The sequence below is a fragment of the Flavobacterium glaciei genome (assembly GCF_003350545.1).
Classification (GTDB): domain Bacteria; phylum Bacteroidota; class Bacteroidia; order Flavobacteriales; family Flavobacteriaceae; genus Flavobacterium; species Flavobacterium glaciei.
Window position 1 is genome coordinate 92056 of sequence record NZ_QQBA01000009.1, and the last position, 15964, is coordinate 108019.

At 31.9% G+C, this 15964-nt stretch carries 15 protein-coding genes; 5 read left to right on the top strand and 10 right to left on the bottom strand.

From position 1 onward, the window contains the following. Positions 1 to 28: 28 nt before the first annotated feature. Positions 29 to 1351: a DEAD/DEAH box helicase gene (locus DFR66_RS09400; RefSeq protein WP_114754587.1), complete on the top strand. Its 1323-nt coding sequence runs from the start codon at positions 29 to 31 to the stop codon at positions 1349 to 1351. 113 nt (positions 1352 to 1464) lie between these two features. Continuing rightward, positions 1465 to 2745 (top strand): NAD(P)/FAD-dependent oxidoreductase, encoded by a 1281-nt coding sequence (locus DFR66_RS09405; protein WP_114754588.1) that lies wholly within the window; start codon positions 1465 to 1467, stop codon positions 2743 to 2745. A gap of 14 nt (positions 2746 to 2759) precedes the next feature. On the opposite strand, the gene DFR66_RS09410 is transcribed toward DFR66_RS09405, so the two are convergent. Both DFR66_RS09410 and DFR66_RS09415 read right to left on the bottom strand, forming a co-directional pair. Then, the gene (locus DFR66_RS09410; RefSeq protein WP_114754628.1) at positions 2760 to 3989 is read right to left on the bottom strand and encodes a multidrug effflux MFS transporter; all 1230 of its coding nucleotides are present in this window, start codon (positions 3987 to 3989) and stop codon (positions 2760 to 2762) included. Positions 3990 to 4265: 276 nt separating this feature from the next. Beyond that, positions 4266 to 4772, bottom strand: coding sequence for a DUF2911 domain-containing protein (locus DFR66_RS09415; protein WP_114754589.1), 507 nt, complete (start codon positions 4770 to 4772; stop codon positions 4266 to 4268). A 184-nt stretch (positions 4773 to 4956) separates the two neighbouring features. On the opposite strand from DFR66_RS09415, the gene DFR66_RS09420 reads away from it, so the two are divergent. Beyond that, on the top strand, positions 4957 to 6873 hold the full coding sequence (locus DFR66_RS09420) for a DUF294 nucleotidyltransferase-like domain-containing protein (RefSeq protein ID WP_114754590.1): 1917 nt from the start codon (positions 4957 to 4959) through the stop codon (positions 6871 to 6873). 2 nt (positions 6874 to 6875) lie between these two features. Continuing rightward, the gene (locus tag DFR66_RS09425; RefSeq protein WP_114754591.1) at positions 6876 to 7472 is read left to right on the top strand and encodes a 3'-5' exonuclease; all 597 of its coding nucleotides are present in this window, start codon (positions 6876 to 6878) and stop codon (positions 7470 to 7472) included. A gap of 8 nt (positions 7473 to 7480) precedes the next feature. Here DFR66_RS09425 and DFR66_RS09430 read toward each other — a convergent pair whose 3' ends face one another. From DFR66_RS09430 to DFR66_RS09460, 7 genes are all read right to left on the bottom strand, one after another. After that, positions 7481 to 7972 (bottom strand): 4'-phosphopantetheinyl transferase family protein, encoded by a 492-nt coding sequence (locus DFR66_RS09430; RefSeq protein WP_114754592.1) that lies wholly within the window; start codon positions 7970 to 7972, stop codon positions 7481 to 7483. Between the two features lie 16 nt (positions 7973 to 7988). Beyond that, entirely contained in the window at positions 7989 to 8246 is a 258-nt protein-coding gene (locus DFR66_RS09435) for an acyl carrier protein (RefSeq protein ID WP_114754593.1), read from the bottom strand. Positions 8247 to 8315: 69 nt separating this feature from the next. Continuing rightward, positions 8316 to 9635 (bottom strand): beta-ketoacyl-[acyl-carrier-protein] synthase family protein, encoded by a 1320-nt coding sequence (locus DFR66_RS09440; protein WP_114754594.1) that lies wholly within the window; start codon positions 9633 to 9635, stop codon positions 8316 to 8318. Between the two features lie 48 nt (positions 9636 to 9683). Beyond that, entirely contained in the window at positions 9684 to 10121 is a 438-nt protein-coding gene (locus DFR66_RS09445; protein ID WP_114754595.1) for a 3-hydroxyacyl-ACP dehydratase FabZ family protein, read from the bottom strand. 16 nt (positions 10122 to 10137) lie between these two features. Next, a complete protein-coding gene (locus DFR66_RS09450) occupies positions 10138 to 11190 on the bottom strand; it encodes a type III polyketide synthase (RefSeq protein WP_114754629.1) in 1053 nt (350 codons plus the stop codon). Then, positions 11187 to 11897: a methyltransferase domain-containing protein gene (locus DFR66_RS09455; RefSeq protein ID WP_114754596.1), complete on the bottom strand. Its 711-nt coding sequence runs from the start codon at positions 11895 to 11897 to the stop codon at positions 11187 to 11189. Before DFR66_RS09455 ends, DFR66_RS09450 begins: the two co-directional genes overlap by 4 nt. Beyond that, a complete protein-coding gene (locus DFR66_RS09460; RefSeq protein WP_114754597.1) occupies positions 11898 to 13025 on the bottom strand; it encodes an NAD(P)/FAD-dependent oxidoreductase in 1128 nt (375 codons plus the stop codon). Between the two features lie 130 nt (positions 13026 to 13155). Between DFR66_RS09460 and DFR66_RS09465 the strand changes: the two genes are divergently transcribed. Then, a complete protein-coding gene (locus tag DFR66_RS09465; protein WP_146841152.1) occupies positions 13156 to 13854 on the top strand; it encodes a hypothetical protein in 699 nt (232 codons plus the stop codon). Here DFR66_RS09465 and acs read toward each other — a convergent pair whose 3' ends face one another. Beyond that, entirely contained in the window at positions 13855 to 15762 is a 1908-nt protein-coding gene (acs, locus tag DFR66_RS09470) for an acetate--CoA ligase (RefSeq protein ID WP_114754599.1), read from the bottom strand. Between the last annotated feature and the right edge of the window lie 202 nt (positions 15763 to 15964).

A 15964-nucleotide genomic window follows, 5' to 3' on the forward strand; every position in this document is an offset into this window, starting at 1 on the left:
TTTTTTATAAAATATAAAATCTAAAAAAATGCCAAAACAATTCTCTGATTTAGGAATTTCAGCACCAATAGTAAAAGCGATTACCGAATTGAAAATTGATGTACCCACAGAAATTCAACAAAAAACGATTCCATTACTATTATCAAATACTACGGATTTGGTTGGACTTGCTAAAACAGGTACAGGAAAAACAGCAGCTTTTGGATTGCCTATTTTACAATTAATAGATACTGAAAAAGCAGTTGTACAAGCTGTTATTTTAGTGCCAACTCGGGAATTAGGACATCAAATTTTCAGAAACTTAGAAGATTTTGCTAAATATTTACCTCAAGTTTCTATTGCAGCAACTTGCGGAGGAATTCCAATAAAACCACAAATAGAAAGACTTTCACAGCCTACACATATTGTTGTGGCTACACCGGGACGTCTAATCGATTTGATTCAGCGCAAAGCGATCAACTTAAAAGAAACCAAATTCCTTGTGCTCGATGAAGCCGATGAAATGGTGACTATCCTAAAAGAAAGTTTAGATGAAATTGTAGCGGAGTTACCCGTAACTCACAATACTTTTTTATTCTCGGCAACCATGCCTGGAACCATAAAGCAATTAATTCAAAACTATTTGAATAAAAATGTGGTACAAGTAAGTGCTAACATGGAAACGATAGGAAACCAAGGAATTGACCATGAGTATATTGTGGTAGATCCTATTGAAAAACTGGATGTTTTGATGCATTTCCTAAATTCAAAAGAAGGAGAACGCGGAATTATCTTTTGCAAAACAAAAGCCGCTGTTAATAAATTAGCTAAAAATCTAGCAATAAATCGATTTTCATCTGGTGCATTGCATGGAAGTTTATCGCAAGGAATTAGAGATAGAATCATGGAGCAATTTCGTGAGGGACACATCAATATATTAGTTGCTACCGATTTAGCTGCAAGAGGAATTGACGTAAAGGAAATTTCCTATGTAGTCAATTATCATCTACCAGATGTTTACGAAGCATACGTACACCGTAGTGGTAGAACGGCAAGAGCAGGAGCAAAGGGGCTTTCTTTAACGGTGTTACAACCTGAAGAAGTAGTTGAAATCGCTGATTTCGAAAAAGAATTAGGAATAAAATTTGTCCAATTCAAGAAACCAACAGTTGCCAACATCGAAGAAAATAACACATTGTTATGGGCAAAGCAAATTTTTAAGACAAAACCCAATCATGATGTTGCTCCTGAATTAAAAGAAAAAATAAAAACTGTTTTTCATCATTTGACTAAAGATGAATTAATTGAAAAATTATTGGCTAATTATATATTGCAAAATAAAAATGAACCAACAGAAAAACCGGTTAAATGACAAAAAATGAAGTAAAGTTTTTTCGTTTTTTTATACTTGTCCAATGAAATTGCATCCTTAAATAGCGTATATTTAGGGATGTTTTTTTTTACAAAACATTTAAATAAATTTTTATGGAAATTATAATAATAGGTGGTGGATTTGCAGGATTGAATCTTGCTAAAGAATTATTGAACGAAAAAGGAATCAACGTAACGCTTGTTGATAAAAATAATTATAATTTCTTTGCCCCATTAATATATCAGGTTGCTACCGCTTTTTTAGAACCTTCAAGCATTAGTTATCCGTTTAGAAAGTTTTTTTCAGGTAAAAAAAATCTACAATTTCGTTTAGGAAAATTACTAAAAGTAAACCCTTCAGAAAATAAAATCATTCTCAATAATGGAGAATTAAAATACGATTACCTTGTTTTTGCCACTGGTGCTGAGACTAATTATTTTGGAATGGAAAACGTTAAGAAAAATGCCATTCCAATGAAAACGTTGAATGACGCTATCGTGATGCGAAATACATTGTTGAAGAATTTAGAAAAAGCAGCTATTTGCAAAGACATTCGCGAACGCAGAAAATTATTGACCATAGTAGTTGCAGGAGGTGGTCCTACAGGTGTTGAAGTTTCGGGAATGTTTGCCGAAATGCGTAAAAATATTTTGCTAAAAGAATATCCAGAATTAAGCACTACAGCTAGCAATATTTATCTGGTTGACGGTGCAAATGCTTTGTTATCTCCAATGAGTAAAGCTTCACAAGAAGACACTTTAGAAGCGATAACTAAATTAGGAGTAGTTGTAAAATTGAACACAACTGTTGTTGATTATGTAGATGACACCGTGTATTTTGGGAACGGAGAAACCATTCAAACCAAAAATTTAATCTGGGCTGCGGGAGTTTCAGCAATAGTTTTCGAAGGAATCCCAGCAGAAAGTTATGGTCGCGGAAAAAGAATGGCCGTTGACGCTTTTAATAAAGTTAATGGAACCGAAAATATCTATGCAATAGGCGATACTTGTATCCAACTTACTGATACTGATTTCCCAAGTGGTCATCCACAAGTGGCACAAGTTGCGATTCAACAAGGGCTAAATTTGGCAAACAACTTTAAACTATTGAGTCAAAAAAAGCCATTAAAACCCTTTAAATATAATGATAAAGGATCTATGGCTATTATTGGAAAAAATAAGGCTGTAGTTGATTTGCCAAAACCTAAAATGCATTTCAAAGGATTTTTTGCTTGGATAATATGGTTATTTATTCACCTTATTTCCTTGATAACCTATCGCAATAGGGTAAAAACATTTTTCAATTGGATGATAGCATATTTTGCAAAAGATCAATCTTTACGTATGATTATCAGACCTGATAAAAAAGTAAAAATAGAACCTAAACAATTATAAATCCATATTTATAATTAATGAACTATTACAATTTCCTCATCAGTAGAATTTGTAATAGTTTTTTTTATGTTTCGTTTTCCTAAAATTAGAATTATCAGTGCTAGTATTGTAGAAACGGTCATAATCCAAACCATTGGCAACATAGAATTTTTTACAAAAACACCCACCGCAAAAGATGCTAAAGCACCTAAGCCTAACTGAATAGCTCCCATTAATGCAGAGGCGCTTCCCGCATTTCTTGCAAAAGGAGCAAGAGTAAGTCCAGCGGTATTTGGGTTTGAAATTCCTAAGCAAGCCAAGAATAAAAATAACATAGCAATGGTTTCGTATAAACCCAAAAGATTATTCATTGCCAAAATCAGAAATAATACACTTATTAATGATTGTGAAATTAATGCACCAAAAATCATTTGTTCACTCTTGAATTTTCTCAGTAATATTGAATTTAATTGGCTGGCACTTATAAAACTCAAGGACATAAAAGCAAATATCCATCCATAGGTTTTAGCGTCAACTTCAAAAATATCCATAAATAAAATAGGAGAGGCCGCCACATAAGTAAACAATCCAGAAAAAGCGATTGCTCCAGCAAAAGCATAGGTATAGAATTGTGGTTCTTTTAGTATAATGATAAAATTAGTAATAATTGGTTTTGGTTTTAATGAAATAGAAGTGTCTGGTTTAAAAGTATTTGGCAAACCAATTTGAGCAGCAATAAGAATCAAAATCCCCATGCACATCAATATAAAAAAAACGGTATGCCAACCATAATCTTCAGTAACGTAACCACCAATAGTTGGAGCCAACATTGGCGAAAGCCCTACAACTAACATTAATAAAGAAAATACTTTTGGAATATCTTTTACAGGAAATAAATCCCGAACCATCGAAACCGATGCAACTGTTGCCGCACAACTTCCCACAGCCTGAATGAATCGTAATCCAATAAAAGTATCGATATCAGTTACAAAAACACAACCTAATGATGCTACTATGTAAACCAACAATCCTATAAATAAAGGTTTTTTTCGACCAAAACGGTCTAATAATGGCCCGTAAAGCAATTGTCCTGCAGAAATTCCGATGAAATAACTAGACAAAGTCATCGAAACATTGGCAACCGATGTATTTAAATCTTTAGCAATCCCAGCAAAACCAGGTAAATACATGTCAATTGAAAAAGGACCTAAAGCTGTTAATGAGCCTAAAATCAGGATCAATTTGATGTATTTTGTTTTTGTCATTTCGGAATCGCTCATGAAAATTGGGATTTTTTAATTTTTTGCAAAGGTAAATAATTAAGATCCTTATTAGCTTACAATAAATTTAAATTCATGCAATATGAACCAACTAAACAGAATTATGTTTTTACGTAAGATAATATTATTGTTTTTTGCGCTATAATTTATATTATGTAAAATAGAACTTATAATTTAATGCTAAAGATTACATAATTAACAAAATAAAAAACAGCATCACCTTTTGGTAATGCTGTCTATGGAATTATAAATAACTATAACTTATTTTACTGAAATTGGTATAATCCAATTATCCCAACTTAAAGCAAACGTATTTTCATCAATGGTGTAAACTAATTTTTCAGCTATTGTTTTAGCAACTTTTTGTTTAACTGAAACTCTTAGCTGATCTTCTTTTTCTTTATACTTATAAGCGCCCCATTGTTTCGCTTCTTTGTTGAAAATAATAACACATTCTTTTTCATTTGGAATTATAAAAAAAGAATATTTACCTGCCGGCAATTTAGCACCTTCTATCATAACCTCTTTATCTGTTTCAAAAGTAGTTGCATCATTTGCACCAGCACGCCATACTTGATTAAATGGAACTAATTTGCCCCAAATTTCTCTAGCTCTTACCGCTGGACTGCCATAATTGATAGTAATTGTTGCATCATTAATTTTTCCTGAAACCATTTCTTTTGTACTAGTTGGTTTCTCTTGAGCATTTATGGAATTTGTTATCAAAAATGCTACAAGTAAAAGTTGTATTTTTTTAAGTAATCTCATGATTTAAAATGATTTAGTTTAGCTCATAAAAATAAAATAAGTTGAATATACTTAGTAGATTTCCTTTAAATTTTATGAAAAAATTATGAAATCAAAAATTAAATTGTTTTGCCCCTACAATGAACGTATTATAATTTATTATTTTGTTATTTTTACAAACAATACATTATTTATTTGACCTACTATGAATACAATTGCTGAACACATTGCTGATTTTTTAAAGGAATATTCACCATTTAATCATTTGACATTTGAAGAGTTATCTGAAATAGCAATGAATATTCGCGTAGTAAATTTAGAAAAACATAAAACATTATTTCAAATTAATGATGTGTTACATAACAGTTTTTACGTTGTTGCCTCCGGTGTTATCAATTTATCCGTTGTTGCAGATGCCGAAGAAACGCTTTTGAATAAATGTACTGAAGGAGACATCTTTGGTTTACGTCCCTTTTTTGCTAAAAACAATTATATGATGACGGCAAAAGCAAGAGAAGAAAGCATTGTATATGCAATTCCTATTGCCACATTTCGCCCTTTCGTAGCTAATAATTCGGAGGTTTTGAATTTCTTATTAGAAAGTTTTGCTGTAAACACTCGAAATCCAAAAGATAAAGAGAATTTAATTGGGAAATTGATTTCTGATAATGTGTTTTATTCGGATCAACAATCGGAAATGCAATATTTTCAATCATTATCCTATAATGTTTCACCATTAAAAATAACGATTACAGCAATAGTCCAAGAAGTTGCTCAATTAATGACGGAAGCATTAAAAAACAATGTTGTCATTTGTGAAAATAATCTACCTATCGGAATTGTAACCGATAGTGATATGCGTTCTAAAATTGCCACAGGCAGATATCCAGTAACTGTTTCAGTGGATAAAATTATGTCTTCACCGGTTATTACAGTCGTTGAAAATGTTTCCTTAGCAGAAGCTCAATTATTAATGCTAAAACATAATGTAACCCATTTGTGCGTAACACAAGATGGTACAGATAAATCGGATTTAAAAGGTGTCATTGCAGAACATGATTTAATCGTTGCCCAAGCTAACAATCCTGGTGTTTTGATTAAGGAAATTAAGCGTTCTCAAAATCCAAAAGAATTAAAACAAATACGCGAACGTTTAACAGATTTAATTCAAACTTCAATTTCTAAAAACATACCACTTTCTCATGTTTTTAATATTGCCAGCGAAATTAATTTGGCAATTATCAAACGTTCTGTCGAATTATCTATTTTAGATTTAGGTTCCCCTCCTGCCCGTTTTGCTTGGCTAAGTATTGGAAGTCAGGGAAGAAAAGAGCAATTATTACTGACGGATCAAGACAGTATTTTAATTTTTGAAGATGTTTCTGCTGATAAATACCGTGAGGTAAAAGATTATTTCTTGAAATTAGGAAAAAGAACAACTGCTACACTAGAAAAAATTGGTTATGAGTTCTGTCCAAACGGACATATGGGTAGCAATATGCTTTGGTGTAAATCTCTGACTGACTGGACAAAACAATATGATAGCTGGATGAATACTCCAGGTGAAAACAGTAATGATTTAAGCAGTATTTTCTTTGATTATGAAATCACATTTGGAGAACAAAGAATCGAAGATGCCATTGGAAATGTTGTTTTTAAAAATGCTAAAAACAATACTCTATTCTTTGACTTCCTAGGAAATGATGCGTTAAGAAAAAATTCACCATTGACTTTTTTCAAAAATTTCATAGTGGAAGAAGAAGGACCTAACAAAGATAAGTTTGACATCAAAACACGCGCCTTGATGCCATTGATTGATGGTGCTCGTTTATTTACTTTAAGTTTTGATATTCGAGGAATCAATAACACGTTCCAGAGATTCAAACAATTATCAATCACTGATCCAAAACATGCTGAAATTTATCTTAGCTGTGCGGAAGCTTTTTTGATTTTATCTAAATTTCGAACATTAGAAGGTTTGAAAAATGATGATTCAGGACAATTTATAAATTTGAATGAACTATCAAAAATTGATAAGGAAAAATTAAAAAATGCTTTAGCACCTATGAGAGAATTGGAAGAATTAATTAAAAATAAATTTCAACTTACTCAATTTTCATAATTATGTTAGACTGGTTAAAAAATATTAATAAAGAATATCCAGAATTTTGGAAAACCTATACTTCTAAATTTGATAAAAAATCCTCCCGTTTTGTGATTTTATCAACTGAAACGTCAGGTTTAAATCCTGATAAAGATGTAATTTTATCAATTGGTTCTTTTGCAATTATCGATAATAGCATTGTTATTGGGGATAGTTTTGAAGCAGTTTTGTTACAATATAAATTTTTTCATGATAATGGTCTTTCTAATGAGTTTTTAGTTGAAAGCAAAATGAAAAAAATGGGAGAATCTGATGCCATAAAATTATTTATAGAGTTCATTGGTAATTCCGTTTTAGTTGGCCATCACATTGACTTTGATGTTGAAATGATTAATGTAGCCTTAGAACGATTGGATTGTGGCAGATTAAAAAATGAAGCTTTAGATGTTGATGTAATGCATAGAAAATTACATGATATCAATGATAAACAATTTTCATTGGATGAACTTTGCACAGCTTATAACATTCCTAAAAGCGTCCGAAATTCATCTGCTGAAGATGCTTATAAAACGGCGTTGTTGTTTTTGAAATTGAAATCCAGATTGGGTATAAAGTAATATTTTCTTTAATCCATCAGCGTTATTCCTTTCCAAAATCTTCCGTGATGGGTTATGGAAACTGGTTTGTCCGTTTTCGTTTCAAAATCAATGATAAAGGGAATTCCATTTTTCTTTAAAATTTCCTCAGCAGTATCAATCCTTATAATTTTTTTGAAATATTCTTTTTCGACCACTGAAATGGTGTAAATAGAATCGTTTTTAATTTTACTTTGAGTGAAATATATTTTCTTTTTTATATAAACGGTTCCCATAGTTACATTTTCGAAAGAACATTCCAGTTGTAGAGGAAAAAAACCTCGAATACCAGTTTCACGATTGTAGATTTTATAGGCCGCCTCTTTTCTAGACCATAAATTCCAAACCATGATTTCTGGGTTCACATCATTCAAAATAATTTGTTGCTCGTTTTTAGTAAAAATTTTATCTAAAAATCGGTTTCGTTTCCAATTGCTTTCTTTTCTGGCTAAAGCCAAATCTACGATATCATTTCCTATCATATTTATTACAAATTCACTAATTTTTCTCTGACAATTTAGCTTCAATAATGGACATTGCTGCTTTAACATTTACCATTCGTTCCATAGCTTCATTATCAATTACAATGTCATATTTCTCTTCGATATCTAAAATCACATCTACTAAATTAGCAGAATTTATCTTTAAATCATTGATGAAATCAGTGTCTTCAGTCAATACATCAAATGCTTCTTGATTTTGAATATACGGCTTTACTATGTTCTTTAATTCTTCAATTGTTTGTTCTTTATTCATTGTATTCAATTATATAGTTTATATTTTAAAAAATCTAAAATCAACATTTTAATGGTGACATTTTAGTTCCTATTTATTATCGAATTTAACTCCCTTCTCTTTTGGAAGGGCTGGAGATGGGATATATTTCTTAAAAATTACACATACATTTACATCTCCAAAACCAAAACTTGCTTTTGCAATTATATTTAATTCCTTTTCAATTAGTTGTTGTGGTATTCTCGATTCATCAATTATTGCTGTAATTTCAGGGTGTAAATCGGCACAATTGATATTCGGAAAAATAAATCCTTGATGCAATTGCAAAACTGAAGCAACACTCTCAATACTTCCAGCTCCTGATAAACAATGACCTACCATTGATTTCAAAGAGTTTATGTATGGAAAATCTTTTCCTTTTCTGCCCAAAGCTTCACTCCAATTCTGAATTTCTAAACTGTCTTTGGAAGTGGCTGTCAAATGTCCATTGATTGCGTCAATTTCATTGGCTGAAATTTCAGCATTTGCCAAGGCATTTTGAATACATTTCTGCACAGCAACAGGATTTGGCGCAGTCATCGTTCCTAAACCGCGTTGCCCGCCAGAATTTACATTTCCTCCCAAAACTTCTGCGTAAATGGTTGCTTTTCTTGCAAGTGCTGTTTCTAGATCTTCCAAAATTAAAGCTCCTGCTCCACTTCCGGGTACAAAACCCGAAGCACTTGCTGACATTGGCCTTGAGCCAAGTTCTGGGTTTTCATTGTATTTAAAAGTACAGACTTTCATCGCATCAAATCCGCCCCAAATATACGGTCCAGAATCACTTGTACTTCCTGCTAAAATGCGTTTGGCCTGACCAGATTTTATCCTTTCATACGCCATCAAAATACTCTCCGTTCCTGTTGTACAAGCTGATGAATTAGTAGAAACTTGATTTCCTAATCCTAATTTACCTCCTAAATACGCGCTCACGCCACTGTTCATGGTTTGTGCAACTGCTGTACTGCCCAAACGACGCGTTTGAAAATCATCAATTTTATAAATGCTTTCCCGAAATTTATCAATTCCAGATGTTCCTGTTCCAAAAATAGTTCCGCTGTCCCAATCTGGTTCTTCATTAATTTCTAAAGATAATCCCGCATCGTTCCAAGCATCAATTCCTGCAATTACGCCGTACAAAATCCCAGAAGAATTAAAGTTTCTTAACTCTAACTCAGAAAAATATTTTAAAGCTAATTCGGTAGAAATTTCCGGTTTTCCAGCTATTTGACATGAAAATTGCAATCGTTCCAACTCTGGATCATGTTTAATTCCTGAAATTCCGTTTTTGATGGCATGTGTAAACGCATCAAGTCCTACACCATTTGGAGCAACAACACCAAGACCCGTTATAACTACTCTTTTTTCCATACAAAAGATTAATTTTAAACCATTAAGGCATTAAGAATATTAAGTTATTTAACTCCTTGAAACTATCATTCCTGCAATTGTTCCTGTACAAGCCTCTTCTCCTTTTTCATTTTTCATAATGACTTTACATTTTAATTTTCCGAATCTGAAGTATAGTTTTTTTGAAATAACGGTCACTTTTTCATTAGGAAAAACAGGTTTTAAAAACTCTATATCTGTTGATGATAAGGCAATTGCAGTGTTTTTATTCAATACATCATTTACTAAAAAAATTCCTAAACAAACCAAACCAATTTGCGCCATAACTTCCGTTAAAATAACTCCTGGAGTTACGGGATTATCTTTAAAATGGCCTTTGTAAAAATCAAGATTTTCATCAAAAGTATAGGTTCCTTCTACTCCATTTTCATCAATTTGAAGAATCTCATCCACAAATAAAAATGGTTTAGAATACGGTAATTTACTGAGAATATCTTGGTTTGTCATTTTTTTTAAAAGTGAATTAAAATTCTAACAAGACTCTTTGGGCTGAAAAACCTGGACCAAAACTCAACATTAAACCCCTCTCCCCTTTTTTAGGCTGATTGTCCATTATTCGTTCTAAAACATATAAAACCGTTGCACTAGACATGTTTCCATACAAACGCAAAACTTCTTTAGTATCGTCTATATTTTTGCCTAAACTCGAAAATAAACTTTCAACTGTTTGGACAATTTTCTTTCCTCCTGGATGAAAAATCAAATGATCAATATCTTCCATTTTTAAATTATTTTTTTCTAAAAAAGGATGTAATATGTCCGGAAAATGTGAAGCAATCGTTTCTGGAACTTCAATATCTAATACCATTTGCAATCCAGAATTGGTGAGTTTAAAACCCATCATGTGGATATTATCATAAAAATGATACATTTCTTCTGCCAAAATTTCTGGTCCTTCATCATCTTCATGCGACGATAAAAGAACACAAGCTGCTCCATCACCAAAAATGGCCGCACTAACAATATTGGCCATAGAAAAATCATCTAGTTGAAAGGTTGCCGTGGGGCTTTCTACTGCAATTACTGCAGCGCGTTTACCCGGATTAGCCTGCAAAAAGTTTTTAGCATAAATAATCCCCGAAATTCCTGCAGCACAACCCATCTCAGTTACGGGAAGTCGTACTATATCTTGGCGTAATTTTAACTTGTTGATTAAATAAGCATCCAGTGACGGAATCATAATTCCAGTGCAACTTACTGTAATGATGTAATCTAAATCTTCTGGGTTCCATTTGGCTTTTTCTAAGGCTTTTTCCAATACTTTTTCGCCTAAATCGATGACTTCACGAACATAAATATCGTTTCTTTCTTCAAATGAAGTTTTGGTAAACACTTCAATTGGATCCATAATGGAATATCGTTTATCAACTGCAGCTCCTTCAAAAATTTTCTTTACTTTCCTAATAAAACGCTCGTCTTGCCCTACTAGCCATGCATCCAAAAAAGGAATAATATCTTCCGTATTTTTAGAATATTTGGGTAACTGTTTGGTAACTGTTTTGATTTTTACACTCATATTTTTGAAATTATCCATTGGTATCTAAAAGCCCATTTCCAATGAATTATATATTTTTTAAAATTTAATTTTTTAGAAAAAGCAACCAATTCTTCTTTATTAAAACCTCTTAAAATCGAAGTTAATCCATCCTCTCTGGACATATCATTCAATTGAAACACAAAACATAAAGCTTGAAATAAACGATAAGCAACCGCGCTTCGGTGTAAATCATTGATTACAATTCCGATGGATGCATTATTATAAAAAACTTTCAATAATTGTACGATTTCATTGTCTTTAAAATGATGTAAGGTTAGAGTGCACAGTACAATATCATACTTTAATTCCTTGAATGATTCAGCAAAAATATCTTCACAACGATAACTAATATTATCATATATTTCTGATAATTTTTTCGCATGTGAAATTGTAAAATTGTTAGCATCGATACCTATTAAATTGAATTTCAAATTGTTTTTGAATCCAAAATCAGCTAAAGTCCGTAACATATCACCATTGCCACAACCTACGTCAACAATTACAATTTCTTTTGATTTGGAGTTCTGAATCAGTTCTTGTACCCCTTTTAAAGTTAACTGATTACCACCTAAAAGTTGATTTATTTTGGCAATTTTATCCAAAGCATCACGTAAAATCTCACCTTCCATGGCAAAATCATCCATGATCTCCGGTTTATCAGTTCTATATTTAGTATTTATCCCCATTTATAAATCAAGAATGATTGGTTTTCCGTGCGTCTTTTTAATAATTTTAGGTAAAAGAGAAGGGAATATAATTAATAAACGCATCAATACGTCTGAAAGTTTTTGCTTTTGCAAAAGATTCGATAAAAATCGTCCCATTTTTAGTCGTTCATTAAAGTTTAAATTCCATTCGTGAATGTATTTTTCTTCCAGTTCTTTTCTAGATTTAATTTCATTAGTATAAAATTTATGAACTAATTCTGAAGCAATTTTGGCACTATGAATTGCCATTGCCATTCCGTTTCCGCACAAAGGATGAATCAAACCTGCGGTGTCGCCAATCATTAGAATATGATTTTCAACGGTTTGTTTTTTTTCGAAAGATATTTGGCTTATGGTTAAGGGTTTTTCAAAAAGCAAACTACTTTTTTCGAAAATTACTTTTAAATGAGGGTTTTCACAAACTACATTATTTTGATATTCTTCTATGTTTTTAAACTGTTTAAAAGTTTCATAATCTGCTAAATAACAGACATTAATTCTATTATTTTCGACTTTAGAAACACCACAATATCCACCTTTGAAATTATGAAGACCAACTACATCATTTGGAAAATCACCGAAATAATGTGCTTTGACTGCTAACCAATATGATTTTTTATTAATAAAATCCCGATTCATTTTTTGGTCTAGATTTGAACGTTTGCCAAAAGCTCCAATTACAATAGGTGTTATATAAGTATTCAAATTAGTGATGATTGTAAATCTTCCATCTAAAAACTCAATATCATTTACCGATTCTTGAACAATTACACAACCACGATTTATTGCTTCGTTGTATAAATAGTAGTCTAATTGATACCTACTTATTCCAAACCCGCCCATAGGTAAAACCGTGTTTACTGATTTACCAGAAACTAATGAAAAGGAAAGTTTGTCAATATATTTAGGATGCAACGATTTAATGTCTAAACCAAGTGATTTTAAATACGGTAAAACTTCGTTGGAAATGTATTCACCGCAGACCTTGTGTTTGGGAAACTCATTTTTTTCGATTAATATAACTTTATAATTATTATTTTTAAGATGGATTGCTGCAATAAGTCCTGCTAAACCACCACCAACAATAACTATTGAATTTTGTATCATATTGGTAAACTTAAGAATTAAGATTTATAAAGTGCTATAAATACTCTAAATTTTTAGATAAATTTTTGTAACAAAAAAATTAAAGCACTAGATTTGTTACACTATGAAAAGAAACATAATCAATAGAGTATTGCTTTCAATTACTGTAATTTTATTGACTGTTTATTATTGTGCAGGCATTCTTTTTGATCCCAGTCTAGTTATTTTTATTAAGCCATTTATAATACCTAGTTTTATTGCGTATATAGTAATGACTAATGTCAATAAACTCACTTTAAATTATATTTTATTTGTCTCTTTTTTTTATATTTATCAGCTGTTAATTTTGTTTTGGGAAGATTCACAACACTTATTTAGAGCAGCCATGGTAGCGTCTTTTTTTAGCTACTTATCTTTGATTAATTTAGGCTATCGTTCCATTAAAATCAGAAAGTTATACTCAATACCTAGTGGTTTTACACTCTTTATCTTGCTACTAAATTGCTTGTTTTTACTACTAATTCTATATATCTTGATTTCAACGATTGGAGATCATTATTTAAATATAATTTTAGTTTTTAACGGAATTATTACTCTCTTTTTAGGCGCTACGGCCGTAATGTACTTAAGTAAATTTGGAGATAAAAAAGCATACTATTACTTTTTTGGAAGCTTTGCCCTAATTTTTAATGATGTTTTTGCCGCTATTGGAACTTATTTTTTAAACAATATAGTTTTAAATAGTTTGGACCGAATGCTTCATTTTGGTTCGTTTTATTTAATTTATCTTTTTGTTGCGGAGAAAAAAAAGGCTGACAATCATTTAATTGATTCTCAACCTTTAATTTAATTATACTTTATTATTTTTGATTTCCTCAACAATTTCAGGATTTAATAAGGTTGATGTATCCCCAAAATTAGAATAATCTCCTTCAGCAATCTTTCGAAGGATTCGTCTCATGATTTTACCTGATCGTGTTTTAGGTAAACCAGAAACAAACTGAATTTTATCAAGTTTAGCAATAGGTCCTATGTGGTCAGAAATATGTTGGTTGATTTCGTTTGAAAGGTTTTCTTTATTACGAGTTTCACCCGTTTCCTTAAGAATGACAAAACCATATAAAGCATTTCCTTTTATATCATGGGGAAACCCTACAATAGCTGATTCTGCCACCGCAGGATGCTCATTAATAGCATCTTCTATAGGAGCCGTTCCTAAATTATGACCAGAAACAATTATAACATCATCTACGCGACCCGTAATTCTATAATAACCCACTTCATCGCGTAAAGCTCCGTCTCCGGTGAAAAATTTCCCAGGAAACGTAGAGAAATAAGTATCCTTATACCGCTGGTGATCTCCCCAAATTGTTCTAGCAATTCCCGGCCAAGGAAATTTAATGCACAAACTTCCAGTGACTTGATTGCCTTCAATTTCGTTGCGCTTTTCGTCCATCAAAACAGGTTGAACACCCGGTAGCGGTAATGAAGCGTATGTTGGTTTTGTTGGGGTTACAAAAGCAATTGGCGAAATCATAATTCCTCCTGTTTCTGTTTGCCACCACGTATCAACAACGGGACATCGTTTATCACCTACGTGATCATTATACCAGTGCCAAGCTTCTTCATTAATTGGCTCACCTACAGACCCAATTACTTTAAGCGACTTCAATGGATATTTTTGAACAAACTCTATATTTTCTTTAGCCAAAGCACGAATAGCAGTTGGTGCTGTATAAAACTGAGTAATTTTATGTTTTTCGATTACTTCCCAAAAACGGCTAAAATCAGGATAAGAAGGAACTCCTTCAAAAATTACTGTAGTAGCACCATTCAATAATGGACCATAAAGAATATAGGAATGTCCTGTAATCCAACCAATATCAGCAGTACACCAAAAAACGTCATTTTCTTCATAATTGAAAACGTTCTTAAAAGTATAAGCGGTGAACACCATGTAACCAGCGGTAGTATGGACCATTCCTTTAGGCTTACCAGTTGAACCAGAAGTGTACAAAATAAATAATGGATCTTCGGCATCCATAATTTCGGCTACATTATTATCAGAAGCTTGATCTAAAAGAGGTTGTAGCCATAAGTCACGACCATCTTTCATATTAATATCAGTATGAATTCTTTTGGCTACTAAAACTTTTTCGACACAAGGACATTTTTCTAAAGCTTCATCAATTATTCCTTTTAAGTCAATGGTTTTGTTTCCACGAAAACCACCATCAGAGGTGATAACCATTTTACACTCACTATCATTTATACGAGTCGCTACCGCCGATGCTGAAAATCCTGCAAATACAACAGAATGTATTGCTCCAATTCTGGCACAAGCCAACACTGAAACTGCTAATTCAGGAATCATAGGTAAATAAATACAAACCCTATCTCCTTTTTTTATGCCTTGTTCACGCAAAACGTTTGCCATTTTACAGACGCGTTGGTACAATTCATTATAAGTAATGTGTAATGCCGTTTCTGAAGGGTCATTTGGTTCAAAAATAATAGCTGTTTTTTCTCCTCTTTTAGCTAAATGCCTATCAATACAATTTTTTACAATATTGACCTTTGCTTCTGTAAACCATTTGATGTCTGCATCAGCCATATTAAAATCAACTACTTTGTCCCATTGTTGGTACCAAGTAAAATTTTCTTCTGCTATTTTACCCCAAAATTTTCTAGGTTCACGAACTGATTTATTGTAGTGTTTAAAATATTGTTCTAGATTTTCAATTTTGTAGTAGCTCATATTATAATTTTTTATAAAAGTATTAAATCTCTCGCTATTCTTGAAATTATTTAAATTATAAATACTTACTAAAAAAAATAGATTCTCTAATATAAAAACACTTTTAATGCTAATTTGTTTGATTTTTACTGTTTTTCACAAAATAAGTTAAAAACAAAAAGGCGAGATAGATGTAAATCTACCTCACCTCTTGTATCAACAA

Coding starts and splice junctions, on each gene's coding strand:
- DFR66_RS09400 (WP_114754587.1), top strand. CDS start 29: ATGCCAAAACAATTCTCTGATTTAGGAATTTCAGCACCAATAGTAAAA.
- DFR66_RS09405 (WP_114754588.1), top strand. CDS start 1,465: ATGGAAATTATAATAATAGGTGGTGGATTTGCAGGATTGAATCTTGCT.
- DFR66_RS09410 (WP_114754628.1), bottom strand. CDS start 3,989: ATGACAAAAACAAAATACATCAAATTGATCCTGATTTTAGGCTCATTA.
- DFR66_RS09415 (WP_114754589.1), bottom strand. CDS start 4,772: ATGAGATTACTTAAAAAAATACAACTTTTACTTGTAGCATTTTTGATA.
- DFR66_RS09420 (WP_114754590.1), top strand. CDS start 4,957: ATGAATACAATTGCTGAACACATTGCTGATTTTTTAAAGGAATATTCA.
- DFR66_RS09425 (WP_114754591.1), top strand. CDS start 6,876: ATGTTAGACTGGTTAAAAAATATTAATAAAGAATATCCAGAATTTTGG.
- DFR66_RS09430 (WP_114754592.1), bottom strand. CDS start 7,972: ATGATAGGAAATGATATCGTAGATTTGGCTTTAGCCAGAAAAGAAAGC.
- DFR66_RS09435 (WP_114754593.1), bottom strand. CDS start 8,246: ATGAATAAAGAACAAACAATTGAAGAATTAAAGAACATAGTAAAGCCG.
- DFR66_RS09440 (WP_114754594.1), bottom strand. CDS start 9,635: ATGGAAAAAAGAGTAGTTATAACGGGTCTTGGTGTTGTTGCTCCAAAT.
- DFR66_RS09445 (WP_114754595.1), bottom strand. CDS start 10,121: ATGACAAACCAAGATATTCTCAGTAAATTACCGTATTCTAAACCATTT.
- DFR66_RS09450 (WP_114754629.1), bottom strand. CDS start 11,190: ATGAGTGTAAAAATCAAAACAGTTACCAAACAGTTACCCAAATATTCT.
- DFR66_RS09455 (WP_114754596.1), bottom strand. CDS start 11,897: ATGGGGATAAATACTAAATATAGAACTGATAAACCGGAGATCATGGAT.
- DFR66_RS09460 (WP_114754597.1), bottom strand. CDS start 13,025: ATGATACAAAATTCAATAGTTATTGTTGGTGGTGGTTTAGCAGGACTT.
- acs (WP_114754599.1), bottom strand. CDS start 15,762: ATGAGCTACTACAAAATTGAAAATCTAGAACAATATTTTAAACACTAC.